This window comes from Kitasatospora sp. NPDC094028, assembly GCF_049543595.1.
Lineage (GTDB): Bacteria > Actinomycetota > Actinomycetes > Streptomycetales > Streptomycetaceae > Kitasatospora.
The window spans coordinates 21563-36720 of sequence record NZ_JBMVFA010000047.1 but is presented as its reverse complement, the minus strand read 5'-3'; the positions used below and the strand labels follow the sequence as shown (position 1 = coordinate 36720).

Annotated in this window: 15 protein-coding genes and 3 pseudogenes; 11 read left to right on the top strand and 7 right to left on the bottom strand. The window is 69.0% G+C overall.

Annotated elements, in window-relative coordinates; all coding sequences use genetic code 11:
- The first annotated feature begins 191 nt into the window (after positions 1-191).
- The 3 genes from ACPC54_RS38635 to ACPC54_RS38625 all read left to right on the top strand — a co-directional run bounded on the left by ACPC54_RS38635 (position 192) and on the right by ACPC54_RS38625 (position 2338).
- Positions 192-770, top strand: coding sequence for a TetR/AcrR family transcriptional regulator (locus tag ACPC54_RS38635; RefSeq protein WP_498971813.1), 579 nt, complete (start codon positions 192-194; stop codon positions 768-770).
- 212 nt (positions 771-982) lie between these two features.
- The gene (locus ACPC54_RS38630; protein ID WP_498971811.1) at positions 983-1099 is read left to right on the top strand and encodes a hypothetical protein; all 117 of its coding nucleotides are present in this window, start codon (positions 983-985) and stop codon (positions 1097-1099) included.
- A gap of 510 nt (positions 1100-1609) precedes the next feature.
- The gene (locus tag ACPC54_RS38625; RefSeq protein WP_498971809.1) at positions 1610-2338 is read left to right on the top strand and encodes an HAD family hydrolase; all 729 of its coding nucleotides are present in this window, start codon (positions 1610-1612) and stop codon (positions 2336-2338) included.
- Positions 2339-2398: 60 nt separating this feature from the next.
- Here the strand turns inward: ACPC54_RS38625 and ACPC54_RS38620 are convergent, their stop codons facing one another.
- Both ACPC54_RS38620 and ACPC54_RS38615 read right to left on the bottom strand, forming a co-directional pair.
- The gene (locus ACPC54_RS38620; protein WP_498971807.1) at positions 2399-2878 is read right to left on the bottom strand and encodes a transposase; all 480 of its coding nucleotides are present in this window, start codon (positions 2876-2878) and stop codon (positions 2399-2401) included.
- 163 nt (positions 2879-3041) lie between these two features.
- Positions 3042-3455: pseudogene (locus ACPC54_RS38615) on the bottom strand (helix-turn-helix domain-containing protein); the annotation flags it as partial.
- A 135-nt stretch (positions 3456-3590) separates the two neighbouring features.
- Between ACPC54_RS38615 and ACPC54_RS38610 the strand changes: the two are divergent.
- The 4 genes from ACPC54_RS38610 to ACPC54_RS38595 all read left to right on the top strand — a co-directional run bounded on the left by ACPC54_RS38610 (position 3591) and on the right by ACPC54_RS38595 (position 9155).
- Positions 3591-4259, top strand: a complete 669-nt coding sequence (locus tag ACPC54_RS38610; RefSeq protein ID WP_498971805.1) for a class I SAM-dependent DNA methyltransferase — start codon at positions 3591-3593, stop codon at positions 4257-4259.
- Between the two features lie 541 nt (positions 4260-4800).
- Positions 4801-6393 (top strand): ISL3 family transposase, encoded by a 1593-nt coding sequence (locus tag ACPC54_RS38605; protein WP_498971802.1) that lies wholly within the window; start codon positions 4801-4803, stop codon positions 6391-6393.
- Between the two features lie 494 nt (positions 6394-6887).
- Positions 6888-8048, top strand: coding sequence for a PLL family lectin (locus ACPC54_RS38600; RefSeq protein WP_498971800.1), 1161 nt, complete (start codon positions 6888-6890; stop codon positions 8046-8048).
- A gap of 51 nt (positions 8049-8099) precedes the next feature.
- Positions 8100-9155, top strand: a complete 1056-nt coding sequence (locus tag ACPC54_RS38595; protein ID WP_498971839.1) for an RICIN domain-containing protein — start codon at positions 8100-8102, stop codon at positions 9153-9155.
- 184 nt (positions 9156-9339) lie between these two features.
- On the opposite strand, the gene ACPC54_RS38590 is transcribed toward ACPC54_RS38595, so the two are convergent.
- Positions 9340-9558 carry a hypothetical protein gene (locus tag ACPC54_RS38590; protein WP_498971798.1) on the bottom strand — a complete coding sequence of 73 codons (219 nt, stop codon included), beginning with the start codon at positions 9556-9558 and terminating at the stop codon, positions 9340-9342.
- 51 nt (positions 9559-9609) lie between these two features.
- On the opposite strand from ACPC54_RS38590, the gene ACPC54_RS38585 reads away from it, so the two are divergent.
- Complete coding sequence (locus ACPC54_RS38585) at positions 9610-10776, top strand: IS630 family transposase (RefSeq protein WP_498971796.1); 1167 nt, start codon at positions 9610-9612, stop codon at positions 10774-10776.
- 246 nt (positions 10777-11022) lie between these two features.
- Here the strand turns inward: ACPC54_RS38585 and ACPC54_RS38580 are convergent, their stop codons facing one another.
- Entirely contained in the window at positions 11023-11445 is a 423-nt protein-coding gene (locus tag ACPC54_RS38580) for a hypothetical protein (protein ID WP_498971794.1), read from the bottom strand.
- 149 nt (positions 11446-11594) lie between these two features.
- On the opposite strand from ACPC54_RS38580, the pseudogene ACPC54_RS38575 reads away from it, so the two are divergent.
- A pseudogene (locus ACPC54_RS38575) lies at positions 11595-11759 on the top strand (IS701 family transposase); the annotation flags it as partial.
- Positions 11760-12599: 840 nt separating this feature from the next.
- Here the strand turns inward: ACPC54_RS38575 and ACPC54_RS38570 are convergent.
- The 3 genes and pseudogenes from ACPC54_RS38570 to ACPC54_RS38560 all read right to left on the bottom strand — a co-directional run.
- Positions 12600-12770, bottom strand: a complete 171-nt coding sequence (locus ACPC54_RS38570) for a hypothetical protein (RefSeq protein ID WP_498971792.1) — start codon at positions 12768-12770, stop codon at positions 12600-12602.
- A gap of 11 nt (positions 12771-12781) precedes the next feature.
- Complete coding sequence (locus tag ACPC54_RS38565; protein WP_498971790.1) at positions 12782-13462, bottom strand: hypothetical protein; 681 nt, start codon at positions 13460-13462, stop codon at positions 12782-12784.
- 354 nt (positions 13463-13816) lie between these two features.
- Positions 13817-14057: pseudogene (locus ACPC54_RS38560) on the bottom strand (IS5/IS1182 family transposase); the annotation flags it as partial.
- Between the two features lie 225 nt (positions 14058-14282).
- Between ACPC54_RS38560 and ACPC54_RS38555 the strand changes: the two are divergent.
- Together ACPC54_RS38555 and ACPC54_RS38550 are read left to right on the top strand one after the other, a co-directional pair.
- Entirely contained in the window at positions 14283-14693 is a 411-nt protein-coding gene (locus ACPC54_RS38555; protein ID WP_498971788.1) for a hypothetical protein, read from the top strand.
- A 69-nt stretch (positions 14694-14762) separates the two neighbouring features.
- Positions 14763-15083, top strand: a complete 321-nt coding sequence (locus ACPC54_RS38550; protein ID WP_498971786.1) for a transposase — start codon at positions 14763-14765, stop codon at positions 15081-15083.
- The last annotated feature ends 75 nt before the right edge of the window (positions 15084-15158 follow it).

Here is a 15158-nt window from a genome sequence, read left to right as displayed (position 1 = left end):
TGTTTCCCGGCCGGGGGGGGGGGGTACATAACCCCGGGTGGCCGGGCCGTACCGGGGGGCGGGCCCCCCCCGGGGGGGGGGGGGCCCCCCCCCCCCCCCCCACCCCGGACGCAGGCAGCTCACCGCCGGGCCGCGCATATGATCGAGAGCCGAACCCGTGCCATCAGACGAGCGACCTGGACTGCCGAGACATGACGACGCCACAGCTGCGCAAGGACGCCGCCCGCAACTGGGACCGGATCGTCGGCGTCGCCCGCGACCTGGTCGACCAGGGCATCCCTCTGCAGCTCAATGACGTCGCACGCAGGGCGGGACTCGGCGTCGCCACTGTCTACCGGCACTTCGCCACCCCCGAGGCGCTACTGGAAGCGGTCGCCACCCCCTGCCTGGAAGCCCTCGCCGCACACGGCCGGCAGGCGCTGGCCGAAGCCAACCCCATGCGCGCGTTGGAGGGCTTCCTGTTCCGCATCGTCGAAGCACAGGTGACCGACGCCGCCCTCGCCCCGGTCGCCGCCGCAGCCTCGGACGCTCTGCCCCGCACCACGGAACTCAAGAAGTCGCTCGCCTCGGCCGGCACCGAACTCCTCGACCGGGCCCGCGGCGCCGCAGCGGTCCGCTCCGACCTCGCCGCCGCCGACTTGGTCCCGCTCATGTGCGGCATCGCGCACGCCGTGAACGTCCACGGAGGCGCCCCTGCCGAACGCGTTGACACCGCGCACCGCTACCTCGCCACGCTGCTCGAAGGCATGCGCGCAACCTCGAACACGTAAGCTGGCAGCGAAGCTCGCCAAGTCGGGCCGGTGCGGCCTCCAGTGCCACGCTAGTTCGACCCGACGGCCGCACCGCGATGCGCATCCGCGATCACCTTCCCCCTGGGGAATCCTGAACATACGGGTGGGGAATTCCGTGACCGCCGACACAACCGGTGGCTTGAGGCCGGTGCAAGGACTGCCTGGTCGCCTTCGGCGGCAACCTCTACTCGGTGCCGGCCCGAAGGGTCCACCCGCGCCAGCTGGTCGAGATCAGGGCCACAAGGTCGCAGATCATGCTGCACTCGACCGTCGCTGGCAGCGACGGCGAGACGCTGCTGGCCAAGTGAGGCATGCTCGGGCCGTTGGGTTGGTTCTGTCCGGGCCGCGGCCCGGACAGGCAGGTGAAGCCGGCCCGGGAGCCGGTGAGTCTTCCGGGTCGGAGCCCGCGACGAACGCGCCCGCCGGGGTTCCTCTACCGAGGGCCGCGCGATCGGGCTCGATCGTCCCGGTGCGGCGTCCCGCGCTTTCCATGGACGCGCTCGCTCCCCACTGCCAGCGCATCCTCGCTACGCTCACCGAACAAGCATCCGGCGGGAGGCCAGTGATGTCCTGTCAGGAGATCACTGCCGTACTCGGACTGAAGCCGGTTCCGGCAAGTGTGGAAGGAGTTCGGTCGAAGATGAAGCGACTGGCCGACCGGGGCTGGGCCGACGAGCCCACCCCGGGACGGTTCACGCTCGTTGCCGGGCCGGCCGGCGGCTCATGAGCATCGTCATCGACCACAGCACCATCTGCCCACGCACGGCGGGGCAGCGAATCGTCCCGCCCTCGCGTGATCGCCAACGAAAGAGCAACCGATGCAACCGATTGTCCTGTTCGACCTGGACGGCCTATTGATCGACTCCGAGCCGATCTGGGACGCGGCAAAGCGTGAAGTGTTCGGTCCGCTTGGCCTGCACCTCACAACGGAGATGCAGGCGGCGACGCGCGGGCTGCGGCAAAGAGACATGGTGGCCTACTGGTTCGATCGGGCCACCATTCAAGCCGACCCCCACGACGTCGAGCAGCAGATCGTGGCCGCCGTGTGCCGTAGGTTGGAGGGAGTGGCACTGAAACCCGGCGCCGAACACGCCGTCGCGGCGTGCGCGCGTGCATCGAGGGCGATGGCCGTCGTGTCGTCTTCGCCGGAGTCGGTGATTCGGGCTGCGCTCGCGAGCACCGGCCTTGACCGATCTTTCGATGCCGTGTTTTCGGCCGAAGACGACGAACACGGCAAGCCCCACCCGGGTGCCTATCTCCGCGCAGCCGCCGCCCTCGGCGCGTCACCCGACGAATGCATTGTGATCGAGGACTCGCTCACCGGCGTCCTCGCCGGCGTGTCAGCCCAGATGACGGTCGTCGCCGTTCCCGAGGCCGCTGATCGCCGCGATCCTCGCTTTGCGATTGCCACTCTGGTGCTGGAGTCTCTCAAGGATCTCGATACCTCTGTATTCGGCGCGTATGTGTCCAGGGGGAGCCGGGACGCCACGTGGGCATCGCGTGCTGCGGATCCGCAACCGTTCCGCGAACCAGATCGTGCTGTATGACGCCCTCGATCGTGGGTTCGGGCCTTCACGGGTGAAGGCCCGAACCCACCCCGGGACGGTTCACGCTCGCCGCCGGGCCAGCCGGCGGCTCATGAGCATCGCCATCGACCACAGCACCATCTGCCCATGCACGGCGGACAGCGTCTCGTAGTCGCGCACCAGGCGCCGCGAGCGCATCAGCCGGCTCAGCGTGCGTTCCACCACCCAGCGTCTGGGCAGCACCACGAACCCCGAGGCGTCGTCGCTGCGCTTGACGACCTCCAGGGCGAGCCCCAGTTGCCGCTTCGCCCAGCTGACCAGGCGACCCGCGTAGCCGCCGTCTGCCCACACCAGGACGATCCTGCGACAGCGGGCCCGGACACGTTCCAGCAGCGGCATCGCGGCATCCCGGTCGGTCACGTTCGCCGCGGTGACCATCACGGCCGGCAGCAGCCCCAGGCAGTCGACCACGATGTGCCGCTTGCGCCCCGGCACCTTCTCGGCCCCCTCGTAGCCGCGGGCGGCCGCCGGTACCGTGGCCGCCGCCCGAGGTCTTCTCATCGCTGGAGACGACGTACTCGTCCGCGCCGAGGGGTTCTCCTTCGAAGGTGCGGGCGTACAGGTCCAGGACCCGCTGGGCCTTGGCGCGGAAGTCCGGGTCGCGGATGAAGATCCAGGACCGGTACTGCCAGGGCTTGAGCGCGTCCTGGCGCAACCAGCGGCGCACCGTGGACGCGGAGATGCTGTCGGTGATCTGGCGCGCGGTCAGCTCTGCGGCCAGCTCAGGGCAAGACCAGCGCGACAACGGGACCCCGGTCTCGGCCGGGAGCTGGCAGGCCAGAGCCTTGGCCTCGGCGACCTGCACGGGCGTGAAACGGGCCGGGCGCCCGGAGCGCTTGCGGTCGGCCAGGGCTGGCAGCCGGCCGTCGGCGAAGCGGTTGCGCCAGGTCCGCACGGTGTCCAGGTGCAGGCCCGTCTCGCGGGCGATCCGCGCGTTGGGGCGCCCGCGGGCCGCGTGCAGCACGATCGCGGCCCGCTGCCGGGCCTGGTACGCGGTCTTGTGACCGTAAGCCGCCTTATTCAACCGCTCACGTTCGGCGTTGGTCAGGACGATCGGACGGGCGAGGGCAACAGGCATGGCAGGCAGGCCGATCGGGAGAAGTGGATCAACCGGGACCGCAGTCTGCCGTGCCCGTGCCGGGACTCGTCGGGCAGAATGACCGTCATACCCACGCCCCCGGAATCCACAAGGCCACCGTCCTATTGTTGGCTGATGCGCGCACACCATATTGACCGCCCAGCCGATCTCGACGTCGTCCGTGAGTCCTATGACCAAGTAGCCGACAACTACGCCCACATGGTGGTGACGACGGGCATGGGTGACATCCGTCGCCATCCCTGGCTCAAGGCGTCCATCGACGCCTTCGCCGACACCGTCGGCGAACTCGGGCCCGTCCTCGATGTCGGTTGCGGCCCCGGCACGGTGACCGGCTACCTCGCCGAACGCGGACTCGACGTATCCGGGGTGGACCTCTCTCCCCGCATGATCGAGAACGCGCGCCGTCTTCATCCGCAATGCCGCTTCAGCGTCGCCTCCGTCACCGAGCTCGAACTGGGTGAAGCCTCCCTCGGCGGCGTGCTCGGGTGGTGGTCACTGTTCAACCTCCCCCGCGATGTCCTTCCACAGGTCCTCACCCATTTCGCGCACGCCCTGAAGCCGGGCGGGCACTTCATCGCCGCCACACACGTCGGCGACGAGGATGCGGTGCGCACCGAGGCCTACGGAGGAGTGCCCGTTCGATGGACCACGTACAAGTGGCGGCCGGAGCAGCTCGTGGACCTGATCGAGCAGGCCGGACTACACCCGGTTGCCGAACTCCGGCTCCCTGCGGATGAGCAGACCGGGCCGGGCGTGGTCGTGATGGCCAAGCGCCCCGTCTGAGGACCCCAGGCCCCGGAGGCGGCACACCCCACACGACACTGCCTCCGGAGTCAACCCCCGAAGGACCTCCGGAGGCGACGACTTAGTGGTCGAGCTTGGAAGTCCTTCGGGGGTTGACATCGGAGTCTGCTACGCGTAAGCGTCGATGCCTTGCGCGCGCAAGCCCGCTCGCAGTGACACCACGACGATGTTGGCCTGTCACCTGGAGTTGCCCTTGGCCCGCCGGGATGGAGCGGCTGAGGATGGGGCCCAGGCTGCTTCGCCACAAGCAGGGCGTCGCTGCGGGCTGTCCCCTATGCAAAGGCCTCGAGGCTGCGGCGGGGCCTTCCCCCTGGGAAGCGCTGCGGTGTCCAGCGTCGTCGCGGGTCACCGGGTGGACCGGGGCGTCGGCTGTTCGGGGACGCGCGGCCAGATGGGACGTCGACGCGCGGTCATCGTTCTTCGGCCTGTCAAGTCTGTCGGCAACGGGTGAATTGAGGTCCTGGATCACTTTCCGTGCCAGAGCCACGGAGCGTCACGGGAACCGCGATCATGAACGGTCGTGGCTGACGATCTCCTTCAAGACCTCTGGCTTCACCGGACCCGCGACGTTGCGGTCGACACCCTGACCGTCCACGCCGACCGCGTCACCGTCCACGCCGCCACGATCGGCGACGAGGCGGGCTGTCCGTCGTGCGGAACCGTCTCGACCCGGGTGCACAGCAGCTACGTGCGGCGGTTGGACGACAGTGCGGTGGGCGGGCGTCGGGTGGTGGTCGAGTTACGGGTCCGCCGGTTCCGCTGCCGTGAACGAGCTTGCCCCCGGGCCACGTTCGTGGAGCGGGCGGCGGGGCTGACTTTTCGTCACGGGCGGCGGAGCCAGGGCCTGCAGACCGTGCTGCAGCAGCTCGCCCTGGCACGGGCGGGCCGGGCCGGTTCCCGCCTGGCCGAGACATTCGCGGTCCCGGTGAGCCGTTCCACGCTCCTGCGGCTGATACGCGCCCTGCCGGATCCGGCGCATTCGGTGCCGCGCGTGCTGGGCGTCGACGAGTTCGCACTGCGCAAGGGCCACGTCTACGCCACGATCCTGGTCGACATCGAGACCCGCCGTGCGGTCGATCTACTGCCCGACCGCACGGTTGAGACCGTCCGGTCCTGGCTGGCCGACCACCCAGGGGTGAAGGTCGTCTGCCGCGACCGCTCAGCCTCCTACGCCGAAGCCGTCCGGCTCGGCGCCCCGGACGCGATCCACGTTGCCGACCGGTTCCACCTGTGGCAGAACCTCGCCGACGCGGTGGAGAAGACCGTGCTCCAGCACCGTGCCCTGCTGCCCGAACCGGCCCCTGCGGCCGGGCCGGCTCCGGTTGTCGCCTTGGCGGCCGTCAGCTCCGAGCCCCGCCGGACGGGCCGCCTGTCCGACCGGGTCCGCGAACAGCACGCCGCCGTCCACACGCTCATGGAGGAGGGATTCAGCCTCCGCGTCATCGCCCGCCGACTGGCCCTGGCCCGAGGAACCGTGCGTCGGCTGGCCGGTGCAAAGGACCCGGACAAGCTGCTGGTCGGCCGCTGGACCGGGCGCACCAGCATCCTCGACCCCTACAAGCCCTACCTCCACCAGCGGTTCGCCGAGGGCCATACGATCGCCCGGCGTCTGTTCGAGGAGATCCGGCAGCGCGGATTCCCGGGGCAGGAGGAGATCGTTCGCGTCTACGTGCGCCGGCTGAGGGAGGCGTTCCCCAGTCAGGACCCGCCCCGACGCAAGCCCTCCGTCAGGGACGGGACCAGCTGGATCACCCGCCGCCCCGACCGCCTGCGCGACGAAGACGCCCAGCAGCTCAAGGAGATCCTCGCCCGAGTCCCGGCGCTGGCCACCACCGCCGAGCACGTCAGGGCCTTCGCCGAGCTGATGCACGACCGCCGTGGACGAGAGCTCAAGGACTGGATCACGCGCGTCCAACAGGACCAGGTCCCGGCCCTTCGCGGCTTCGCCAGCGGTCTCCTGCAGGACCTCGATGCGGTCGTCGCCGGCCTGACCCTGAGCTACAGCTCCGGCGCGGTCGAGGGCCACAACAACAAGATCAAGATGATCAAGCGTCAGATGTTCGGCCGGGCCGGCTTCGACCTCCTGCGCAAACGCGTCCTCCTCGCGGCATGAGGCCGCCGATCGTGGCGGCGTGGACGGTGACGCGGTCGGCGTGGACGGTCAGGGTGTCGACCGCAACGTCGCGGGTCCGGTGAAGCCAGAGGTCTTGAAGGAGATCGTCAGCCACGACCGTTCATGATCGCGGTTCCCGTGACGCTCCGTGGCTCTGGCACGGAAAGTGATCCAGAACCCAAATTGGGCCGTTGCCGACAAAGTCAGCTTGTCGCGAACGGCGAGCGCACCACGGTGTGGTCAGCCGGCAGCCGGGCGCGGCTACGGCATGGCGTTCGACCGCCGTTCGCGAGCGGGGCGTGCGCCTGCCGCGCATGTGGTTGGTGTGCGAGCGGCCCTCGCCCGTTCGGGTGATATGGCCCCGGGTGGATGGTTCCTACCGTGTCAGAGAGGCCGGTTTCATCGCCTTCGTCCGGGAGGACCTGCTCCCGCACGTGGCTGCCTGTTTCCGGGAGGGAAGCTGCATGGCAAGACGTTCTCGCGTGCCCGTAGGAGTGCTCATCCCCCTGCTGGGCGCTGTCCTGGCCGCGGTCACCTGTCTGCAGGCGCCGGCCTGGGGTGCCACGCCTCCGTCCGCGGGAGCGGTCGCTGAGGTGCCGCCGGCCACCCGTCTGGTGGCGCTGAACAAGAACGGCGCCCTGGAAGCGTTCGCCCGTGTCGCAGACGGCACCGTCTGGCACATCGGCCAGAGGGAACCCGGCACCGACTGGAGCGACTGGAGCACGTTGGGTGGTGCCGCGGCCACCGACCCGGTGGTGGCGACGAACGCGGACGGACGTCTGGAGGTCTTCACCACCCATGGCGGCACGGTCTCCACGATGGCGTCCACAACCACCGGCGACAGCACGTGGAGCACGACATGGGTGCACCACCCCGGTGCCACCCTTTCCAATTCGGAGGGGGTCGCGGTCGCGGCGAACCAGGACGGGCGCCTTCAGGTCTTCGGGCTGGGCAGGGACGGCACGGTGAAGTCTTTGGTCCAGACGGCGCCCGGCAGCGTGTACGGGGAGAACTGGGACCCCTGGACCACTATGGGCGCCCCCACCGGCGTGAAGCTGATTGGCCGGCCGGCGGCCGCGATGAACAGCAGCGGGCAGCTGCAGGTGTTCAGCTGGGGCAACAACCACCAGCTCTGGACCCGCGTCGAGAACAAGGAGAACACGAAGAAGTGGAGCCCCTGGAAGGCTCTTCCGACCCTGAGCGGCGGTGTCCAGGGCGACCCTGCCGTGGCCCGCAACCAAGACGGACGGCTGCAGGTCTTCGTCCGGGGCACGGGCGACAACGTGTACTACGCCGCGCAGAACAAGCCCAGCCAAGCGCAGTGGAGCTCCTGGGCGGCATTGACGGGGGAGGGCACTGCTTTCGGCGGTGTGGTCAGCCTCAACAACCTCAACGTGGCCGCCAACGCCGACGGCCGTCTGGAGGTCTTCGCGCCCCACTCCGACAACAGCCTCTGGCACACGATGCAGACCCAGCCCAGCAGCTTCGACTCGTGGAGCACACCAACCAGTCTTGGCGGCACCACGCTCGGTGACTCGGCGGTGGTGGCCAACCGGGACGGCCGTCTGGAGGCCTTCAGCGTCCACGGCGCTCTGGCGCACAGCGCGCAGGAAGAGTCCAACCCGCCCCCCAGCGACAAATGGACCGACTGGTAGGACCTCGGCTACGGCCCCGCTCCGTGCGGGGGCACCGGCACGCCGGCCTGTCTGAGTATCAAGAACGTCTACTCAGGCACCACCCTGGCGCCCGACAACAACGACCCGCACTCATGGGTCGATTTCGGTCCGACGAGCGGCACCAGGCACGACCAATGGTCAATGATCCGGGACAAGAGCGGATGGTTCCAGCTGAAGAACAAGACCACTGGCCAGTGCCTCGATGTGGGCAGCGACCCAGATGTGAATGAGAGTCGGGCTAACGAGTGGGAGTGCTCGGACACAAACACGCAGCAGCGTTGGTACCTCGAACCCGCAGCCACGTCCGGGGCGTACGTGATCCGGAACGTGAAGTCGGGCGGATGCCTCTCGTACTTCCACGACGTGGACAAGGTCGTCGTGCCCTCCGACGGTTCTGACTGCAACACTTGGCCGCAGCACCTGGATGAGTGGCGGCTTGGCACCTCTTCCGGCAGTACCCCAGGCCTGACCCAGATTGCGATTCGGTACGGTCTGACCTTGTGCGAGCAGGACGCCAACTCGTGCACGTACAGCATCCCCGGCAAGGGTCAGTCCACCGCTTACGTCGACACCCAGTCCTGCGTCGAGAACTCCTTGGTCTACAACGGCACCAACGAGAAAACCGATATCGAGGTCAGCGTCGCCGACAGCGTGGGCTGGGAGAACACTCTCGGCGGTTCTTACACCCTGGGGTCCGAAGCCGGAATCAGTCTGGAGGTCATCGAAGCCAAGGTCACAGCGGCCGTCGAAGCAAGTTACGGCCACAGTTGGATCGGCGGGACGACGACCATGATCAACAGTCACATCCCCGTTGCCTCCCATGAGTACGGCTGGCTTGAGAGGGGCGTCGTGGCCAAGAAGGTCACCGGTACCTGGACTTTCGACCAGGGCCAAAAAACCCGTCGTGGACTGAACCCGGGCAGACCGTCGCCCCCGCTCTGGACGGTACCGACGGAGTCCACGGCACCGTCATCGTCCCCCGCACATCGAAGGTGCCGCCCAACAACTGCTGACTCCCGCAACCGGGACCCCACCAGCGTGAGCCCGGCAGCTGCCGCGTTCTTGTTCAGAGGCCGCAACCCCTGAACACGAACGCAGTGCGAAGCGCCACTTCAACCTCCCACGCCGGGAAACGACCCTCGACCGGCTGCCGGACGGCTGGACCACCCAGGCCCAGGAGATCGCCCACTGAGCTGCCCGCACGGCCGGCCCCGCCCGCCCCCCGGGCGCGGCCGGGGCCAGCCGTCGTTCATCGGCTCCACTCGTACGACTACCCGCCGTCCCCGACGCGGTCCTCATCGCTGAGCAAGTCGTTCAGCTCGTCCTCGAAGAGCTCCACCGCGTCGTCCATGGCCGCATGAGGCGTCTCGGCCGTGAGCCAGGCCTGCGCGCCGGACGGCTGGCCCGGCTCACCGGTGAGCAGCAGCCTGGTGTGTTCCGGCGGCGGGGCACAACCGCCGTCGTACCGGGCGGGTCGGGGACCGGGCACGGCAAGCTACGGGCTGTCGTGATTCACTTCCCTCGATCGGTCCTCACCCTCATGCCCGTTGCCCCAGCCCGCCCGATATCTCCGACCGCCTCCGAGCGTGAGCGGCTGACGAAGATGGCCTACGGCCACAAAACCGAGTACCGGCTGCGTCTGCGGGCACAGGTGGTTCTGCACGCGGCACGTGGACGCTCCAACGCGCGCATCGCTCGGGAGACCGGCCTGCATCTGGACACGGTGCGCAGGTGGCGAGGTCGGTTCGCCGAGCAGGGCCTGGCCGGGCTGACCGACCGCCACCGCCCCGGTCGCCCTTCCGCGTTCATCGCGCTGCAGACCGCCCAGGTGAAGGCGCTGGCCTGCCAGATACCCGTCGAGACCGGCGTGCCGCTGTCGCGCTGGTCGTGCCCGGAGCTGGCCAGGGAGCCCATCGCCCGGGGCATCGCTATGTTCATGTCAGCCTCCACCGTGCGCCGCTGGCTCGCCGAGGACGCGCTCAAGCCCTGGCGGCACCGCTCATGGATCTTCATCACCGACCCCGACTTCCGCGCGAGGGCCGGGCGTGTCCTGGACCTGTACGCCCGCACCTGGCAGGGCCAACCGCTCGGTGAGGACGAGTACGTGATCAGCGCGGACGAGAAGACCTCCATCCAGGCCCGCTGCCGCGGCCATCCAACCCTCGCCCCCGGCCAGGCCCGCGCGATGCGCGTGAACCACACCTACGGTCGCGGAGGCGCCTTGACGTACCTGGCCGCCTACGACGTCCACTACGCAAAGGTGTTCGGCCGTACCGAGCCCAGGAGCGGGATCGTACCGTTCATGACCTTGGTCGCCCAGGTCATGAGCCAGGAGCCCTATGCCAGCGCGAAGCGCGTGTTCTGGATCGTCGACAACGGCTCCGCCCACCGAGGCACGAAGGCCGCCGACCGGCTGATCAGCGCGTTCTCGAACGCGGTGATGGTACACACACCCATCCACGCTTCGTGGCTGAACCAGGTGGAGATCTACTTCTCCGTCGTCCAGCGCAAGGTCGTCTCGCCCAACAACTTCACCGACCTCGCCCAGGTCGGGGACCGGCTCCGCGCCTTCGAAGACCGCTACAACGCCACGGCACAGCCGTTCCAGTGGAAGTTCACCACCTCCGACCTGGACGATCTGCTGGCCAGGCTCGACCGGCACACCGCCGATCACCCGGAAGAATTCTCCTTCCGCCTCACCGCGTGACCAACCCCCGAAGGACTTCCGGCGCCGACTACTTAGTCTGGAAAAGCATGGCCTGCGCAGGCTGCGACTTCTACACCCCCAAGGAATCCACGCGATCCCAACTCCTGGAAGCCAAAAGCAACTTGCAGAAGATGGCAGTGTCCATCCCGCTCACTGACGACGAACGCGCCGCCGTAGTACTCCGGCTGTAGATCATGATCACGCGGCGGGGCCTCGGTGTGGGTGACCCGCCAGGTGATCGTCGGGTCAGCGGATCACGCCTGAAAGGTCCAGTCGCTCCATACGGTCCAGGCACTGCACGATCTCGGTGACCAGATCCTCAGCACTCAAGGCGAACTCCTCGGGCCCGGTGGACAGCAGTTCCGCGACGTTCCCCCCGTCATCCTCGACGGAGACCGTGGCCAACATGTCCGTGCCGGTGGCGCTGAAGCTGATGGACAGCTGGACGACCACCGTCAGGTTGCTCGCCAGCTCGATCATTTGGCCGTCGGTGTAGGAGGCCTCATCCGGCTGGTCCGAGTACTGCCAGGCCGGACCCAACGACTCGCGTCTGCGTACCAAGCCGACCGGAGCGCCCTCCTCCCAGGCACGCGCCAATCTCTTGAGTCCGAAATGGGCATCTCGAAGCGCCACTGCCAGCGCGACGGCGGCGTGCCCGGTGTCATCCATCAAGTCCGCTCCCCGCCCGTCACCGTTGGCGAGTCTTCCACCCACCCGTGCCCGCATGGACCCTCGTGCGCCTCCGGGCTGGCCTGTCCTGAGGCGGAGACGGCCACCGTTGATCATCGTCAGTTGTGTGGACAAACGAAGATCAGCCGGTGGCCGTGGGCCACAGCGTAGACCCTGCCCGGTGGCAGCCGGTATTCGAGGGCCTGATGGCACGGTTGGCGAGCCGGTTCGCCCGAGTCGAACCGCGCCGCCGGGCACGGGCGTTCGTGCTGGGCCTGCTCGCGGACCTGCCCAGGAAGAACTGTTGGACGATCCACAGCCAGCGGTGGCTGCCGGCGGCGGCCGCCTTCCTCCGGCGCCACCGGGACACCCTCGCACGCGGCCGGGTCTGGGCGTTCAGCGTCGGCCTGCCCTGGGCGGCTGCGGGGCCCGTGACGCAGGCTCGCGGGCCGCGAGGAGGCGGTCGTCCTCGACAGGCTCGCACTGCCACCCGGACCGCGCGGGCACCGCCTCTCCTTCGGCGTCGCCACCCCCGAACACCTCGGCCGGACGGGCACGTTCGCGCTGCGCCTCCTCGGCGGGCGCCCCGGGGACTACCGCGACTGGGCGGCCGTCGACGTCTGGGCCGACGCGATCGCCCGCGACCTCACCGCCGGGCGGAACGCTCCCGAACAGCTGACCGTCCCGCCCGAAGTCCTTCCGCTCGACGATGGGCAGCCGGCCGCAGGCGCCAAGGGCCCCTCGCATCCGGGTTCGCACGGCGCCGGGCTGGGAGTCGTCGACGGTGAAGCCGAGCGTCCGGCGGACGGCGACCACCCCGTCGACCAGCGCCGATCTTCTGGTGGATGCGTTCGGAAGGATTCGGGAAGCGGTCGTCGACGTGGTCGACGGTCTGACCCCCACGGTCTACGCGCAGACCGTCTGCTACGTACGTGGCCTCAATGGTCGGACTCTCGCAAGGATCGTCGATGAGTAGTGGCAGTCTCCGGTCACCTGGGGTGCGTCTGATCAGTGTGGTCGCCGGCTCAGGACACGGCCAGGCGCTCGACGAGCTTCTCGACCGCGTCCGGCTCGCCAGCGCACAGCGCGGCGGGCCTGCCCGACGGCGTCGGAGAGGAGGACGTGCAACGGCTTGCGCTCGGCGGGCTGGTCGGTCACCGGTCGCCGCCGGCAGCGCGGAGCCGGGCGAAGGCCTCGCTGGCCGGGGTCCACTGCTGGCCGCCGATCGGCGCGGCGAGGGCGGCCATGGCCTCGGGGCTGGTGCGCGGGGCCAGGCGGTGGCGGTAGGTGGCGATGACCTCGGCGACGGCGGCCGGGTCGCCCATCGGGGCTTAGATCATTGCAGGTCGGAGGCGTAATCGGCGTAGCGGACGCGGCCCGTGGGACTGGTGAGGATCGCGTTCGCGACGACGTCGGGGATCGGGGCCCAGCGGGCCGGCATGTCGGCGGCGAGCTTGGGGTTCAGCGTGTAGATGAGGGCGAAGTTGGTGGCCCACAAGGCCGGGGCCATTGACATCCCCACCTCCGTGCGGACTCCGTCCTTCGTGTTCGGCGCGAGCTGCGCGTCGCCGGAGATCTGCTGCGCGATGAAGCCGTACGCGGCCTCGACCGGGTAGGCGGAGCGGTAGAGCATCTGCAGCGAGGCGGTCGCGCCGTTGGCCCGCATCCAGGTGCCCATGTAGCCGCCCGGCTCGATCACGGTGTTCACCAGGCGCGTCGGGGCCGTCGCGTAGGCCGGGCTCTCCAGCCAGCCGTCCTCGGTGACGAAGAGGCCGTAGCTGGCGAGGACCGTCGGCGTGACGACGCCGTTGACGTCGGCGAAGAGCGGACGCCCGGTGGTGTTGGTGAGGATGCGCACGCTCGCGTCGACCAGCGCCGCCGCCTTGGGGTCGCCGCCGACACCGCCGCCGGAGATGAACTCCATGTACTGCTTCGTCGTGAACGCGTCCGCCTTGCGCAGCCCGAGCCGCACCGCGATCGCGTCGGCCAGCTTCTGCCCAAGGGGGCGGTGGAGCAAGCCTCCTGGCGCAATCTCGGTCGGTGTCGCAGCCAGGTAGCGAGGCGATCCCGCGAACGGGAAGGAGAACCCGGTCGACGAGGAGCTGGCGCGAGCGGGAGCGGCCACGGCCTGCGTCCCGGTCACGGAGAGCAGGCAGGCCAGCACGGTCACCACGGCAAAACGGCACCACGAGGGAAGGATATGCATGCCTGCACTGTGAACGGGGGCGATCCTCCCGGCCGCGGTAGCGCGCCGACCGGTGACGCCCTCTCACGCTGTCAGCCCAACGCACCTCGGGCGCGCCACCGGCTTCGGCCATACCGCTGGCTCAAATGGGTCGTGCGGTCCTCGGCGGGGCCCGTGGCGCCCGCGCTAAGGGCTGTCTGACACATGATCACCTGGCTGGGTCGCGGAGCCGGAGGATCAGGGAGGCCAGGACGACTCCGGCGCGGTAGCGGTCGGCGAGCTTGTCGAACCTGGTCGCGATGGCATGGAACCGCTTGAGGCGGGCGAAGCATCGGTCGACCACGTTGCGGTCGCGGTAGAGGTCCCGGTCGAATGTGGGTGGCCGGCCGCCGAGGCGCCCTCGGCGCCGGCGGTTGGCGGCCTGGTCGCGGCCTTTCGCTGTCGATACCGGTCGCGTTCCTCACCACCTCGGCATCACTGTTCTGGGTACTGCTGCCGGCGGTCCGGCTCGGCGTGCGCTCCATCGGGCACCGAGCTGACAGCCCACTCCGACAGTTGATCACTTCCCGCCGCACGGCCTAGGCTTCCCGCGTCCGAACCGCCTCGCGGCCACGCGCAGATGGGGTGCGGCCTTCTCGGGGGAGAACCACACATGACTGAAGCCGACACAGACCGGTCCTCCATACCGCAGGACGCGGTTCCAGAGGATGCGGTGCCGCAGGACGCCGTGCCCGAGGCTGCCGTACCGCGGGGCGCGGTGCCGAAAGCTACGGCAGACCGCCGCTTCGAAGGGCTGCGGAAGTGGTGGCGGAACGGGAGCGCCGAATCCTCCGCGCCGGTGTCCGCGGTCACCGGCGTGCTCACGGGCTGCTACCTGTCGACGATCGCCTGTGCCCTGTTGACCGGCCGCCCGGACGCAGCCGCGGGCTTCTTCCTCGGAATGTTCTTCCTCATAGTCCCGTTCGCCTGCCTCTGGTGGGCGCTCGAACGGCCCAGGGTCGGCCTGCCCGCGATGTCCGTCAGCTTGCTGCTGACCACAGCGGTGGCCATGATCCTCCGCTAGGGACAGTTCAAGGTTTGGATCTTGGTTGGGCTCGGTTGCGGGCTGGTGTCTCTGGTAGGACTCAGGATCGTGGCGCGTTTTGACGTGACGGATGCCGATCGGGCCTTGATCGAACCGCATGTTCCGGTGGCTGCCACCGGGCCGTTGCCTCGGCGGGTTCGGGACCAGTTCAACGGGGTGTTGTGGCGGTTCCGCACTGGCAGTGGCCGGCCGGTCACCTTCGATCCCGACCGCTACCAGCAGCGCAACCATGTCGAGCGGTGCTTCCAGAAGCTCAAGACATGGCGCGGCCTGGCCACCCGGAACGGCAAAAGCCCGGAAAACTACGCCGCAGGCCTTCACCTTCGCGGATCAATCATGTGGTTGAAGTCCCTGACTTCAACCACATGATCCGAGCCTTGAACAGCTCCTAGCCAGCGGACCGGTTCTCATCGAGGGGTGAGAAGGCATCCGCAATCCGCTTGC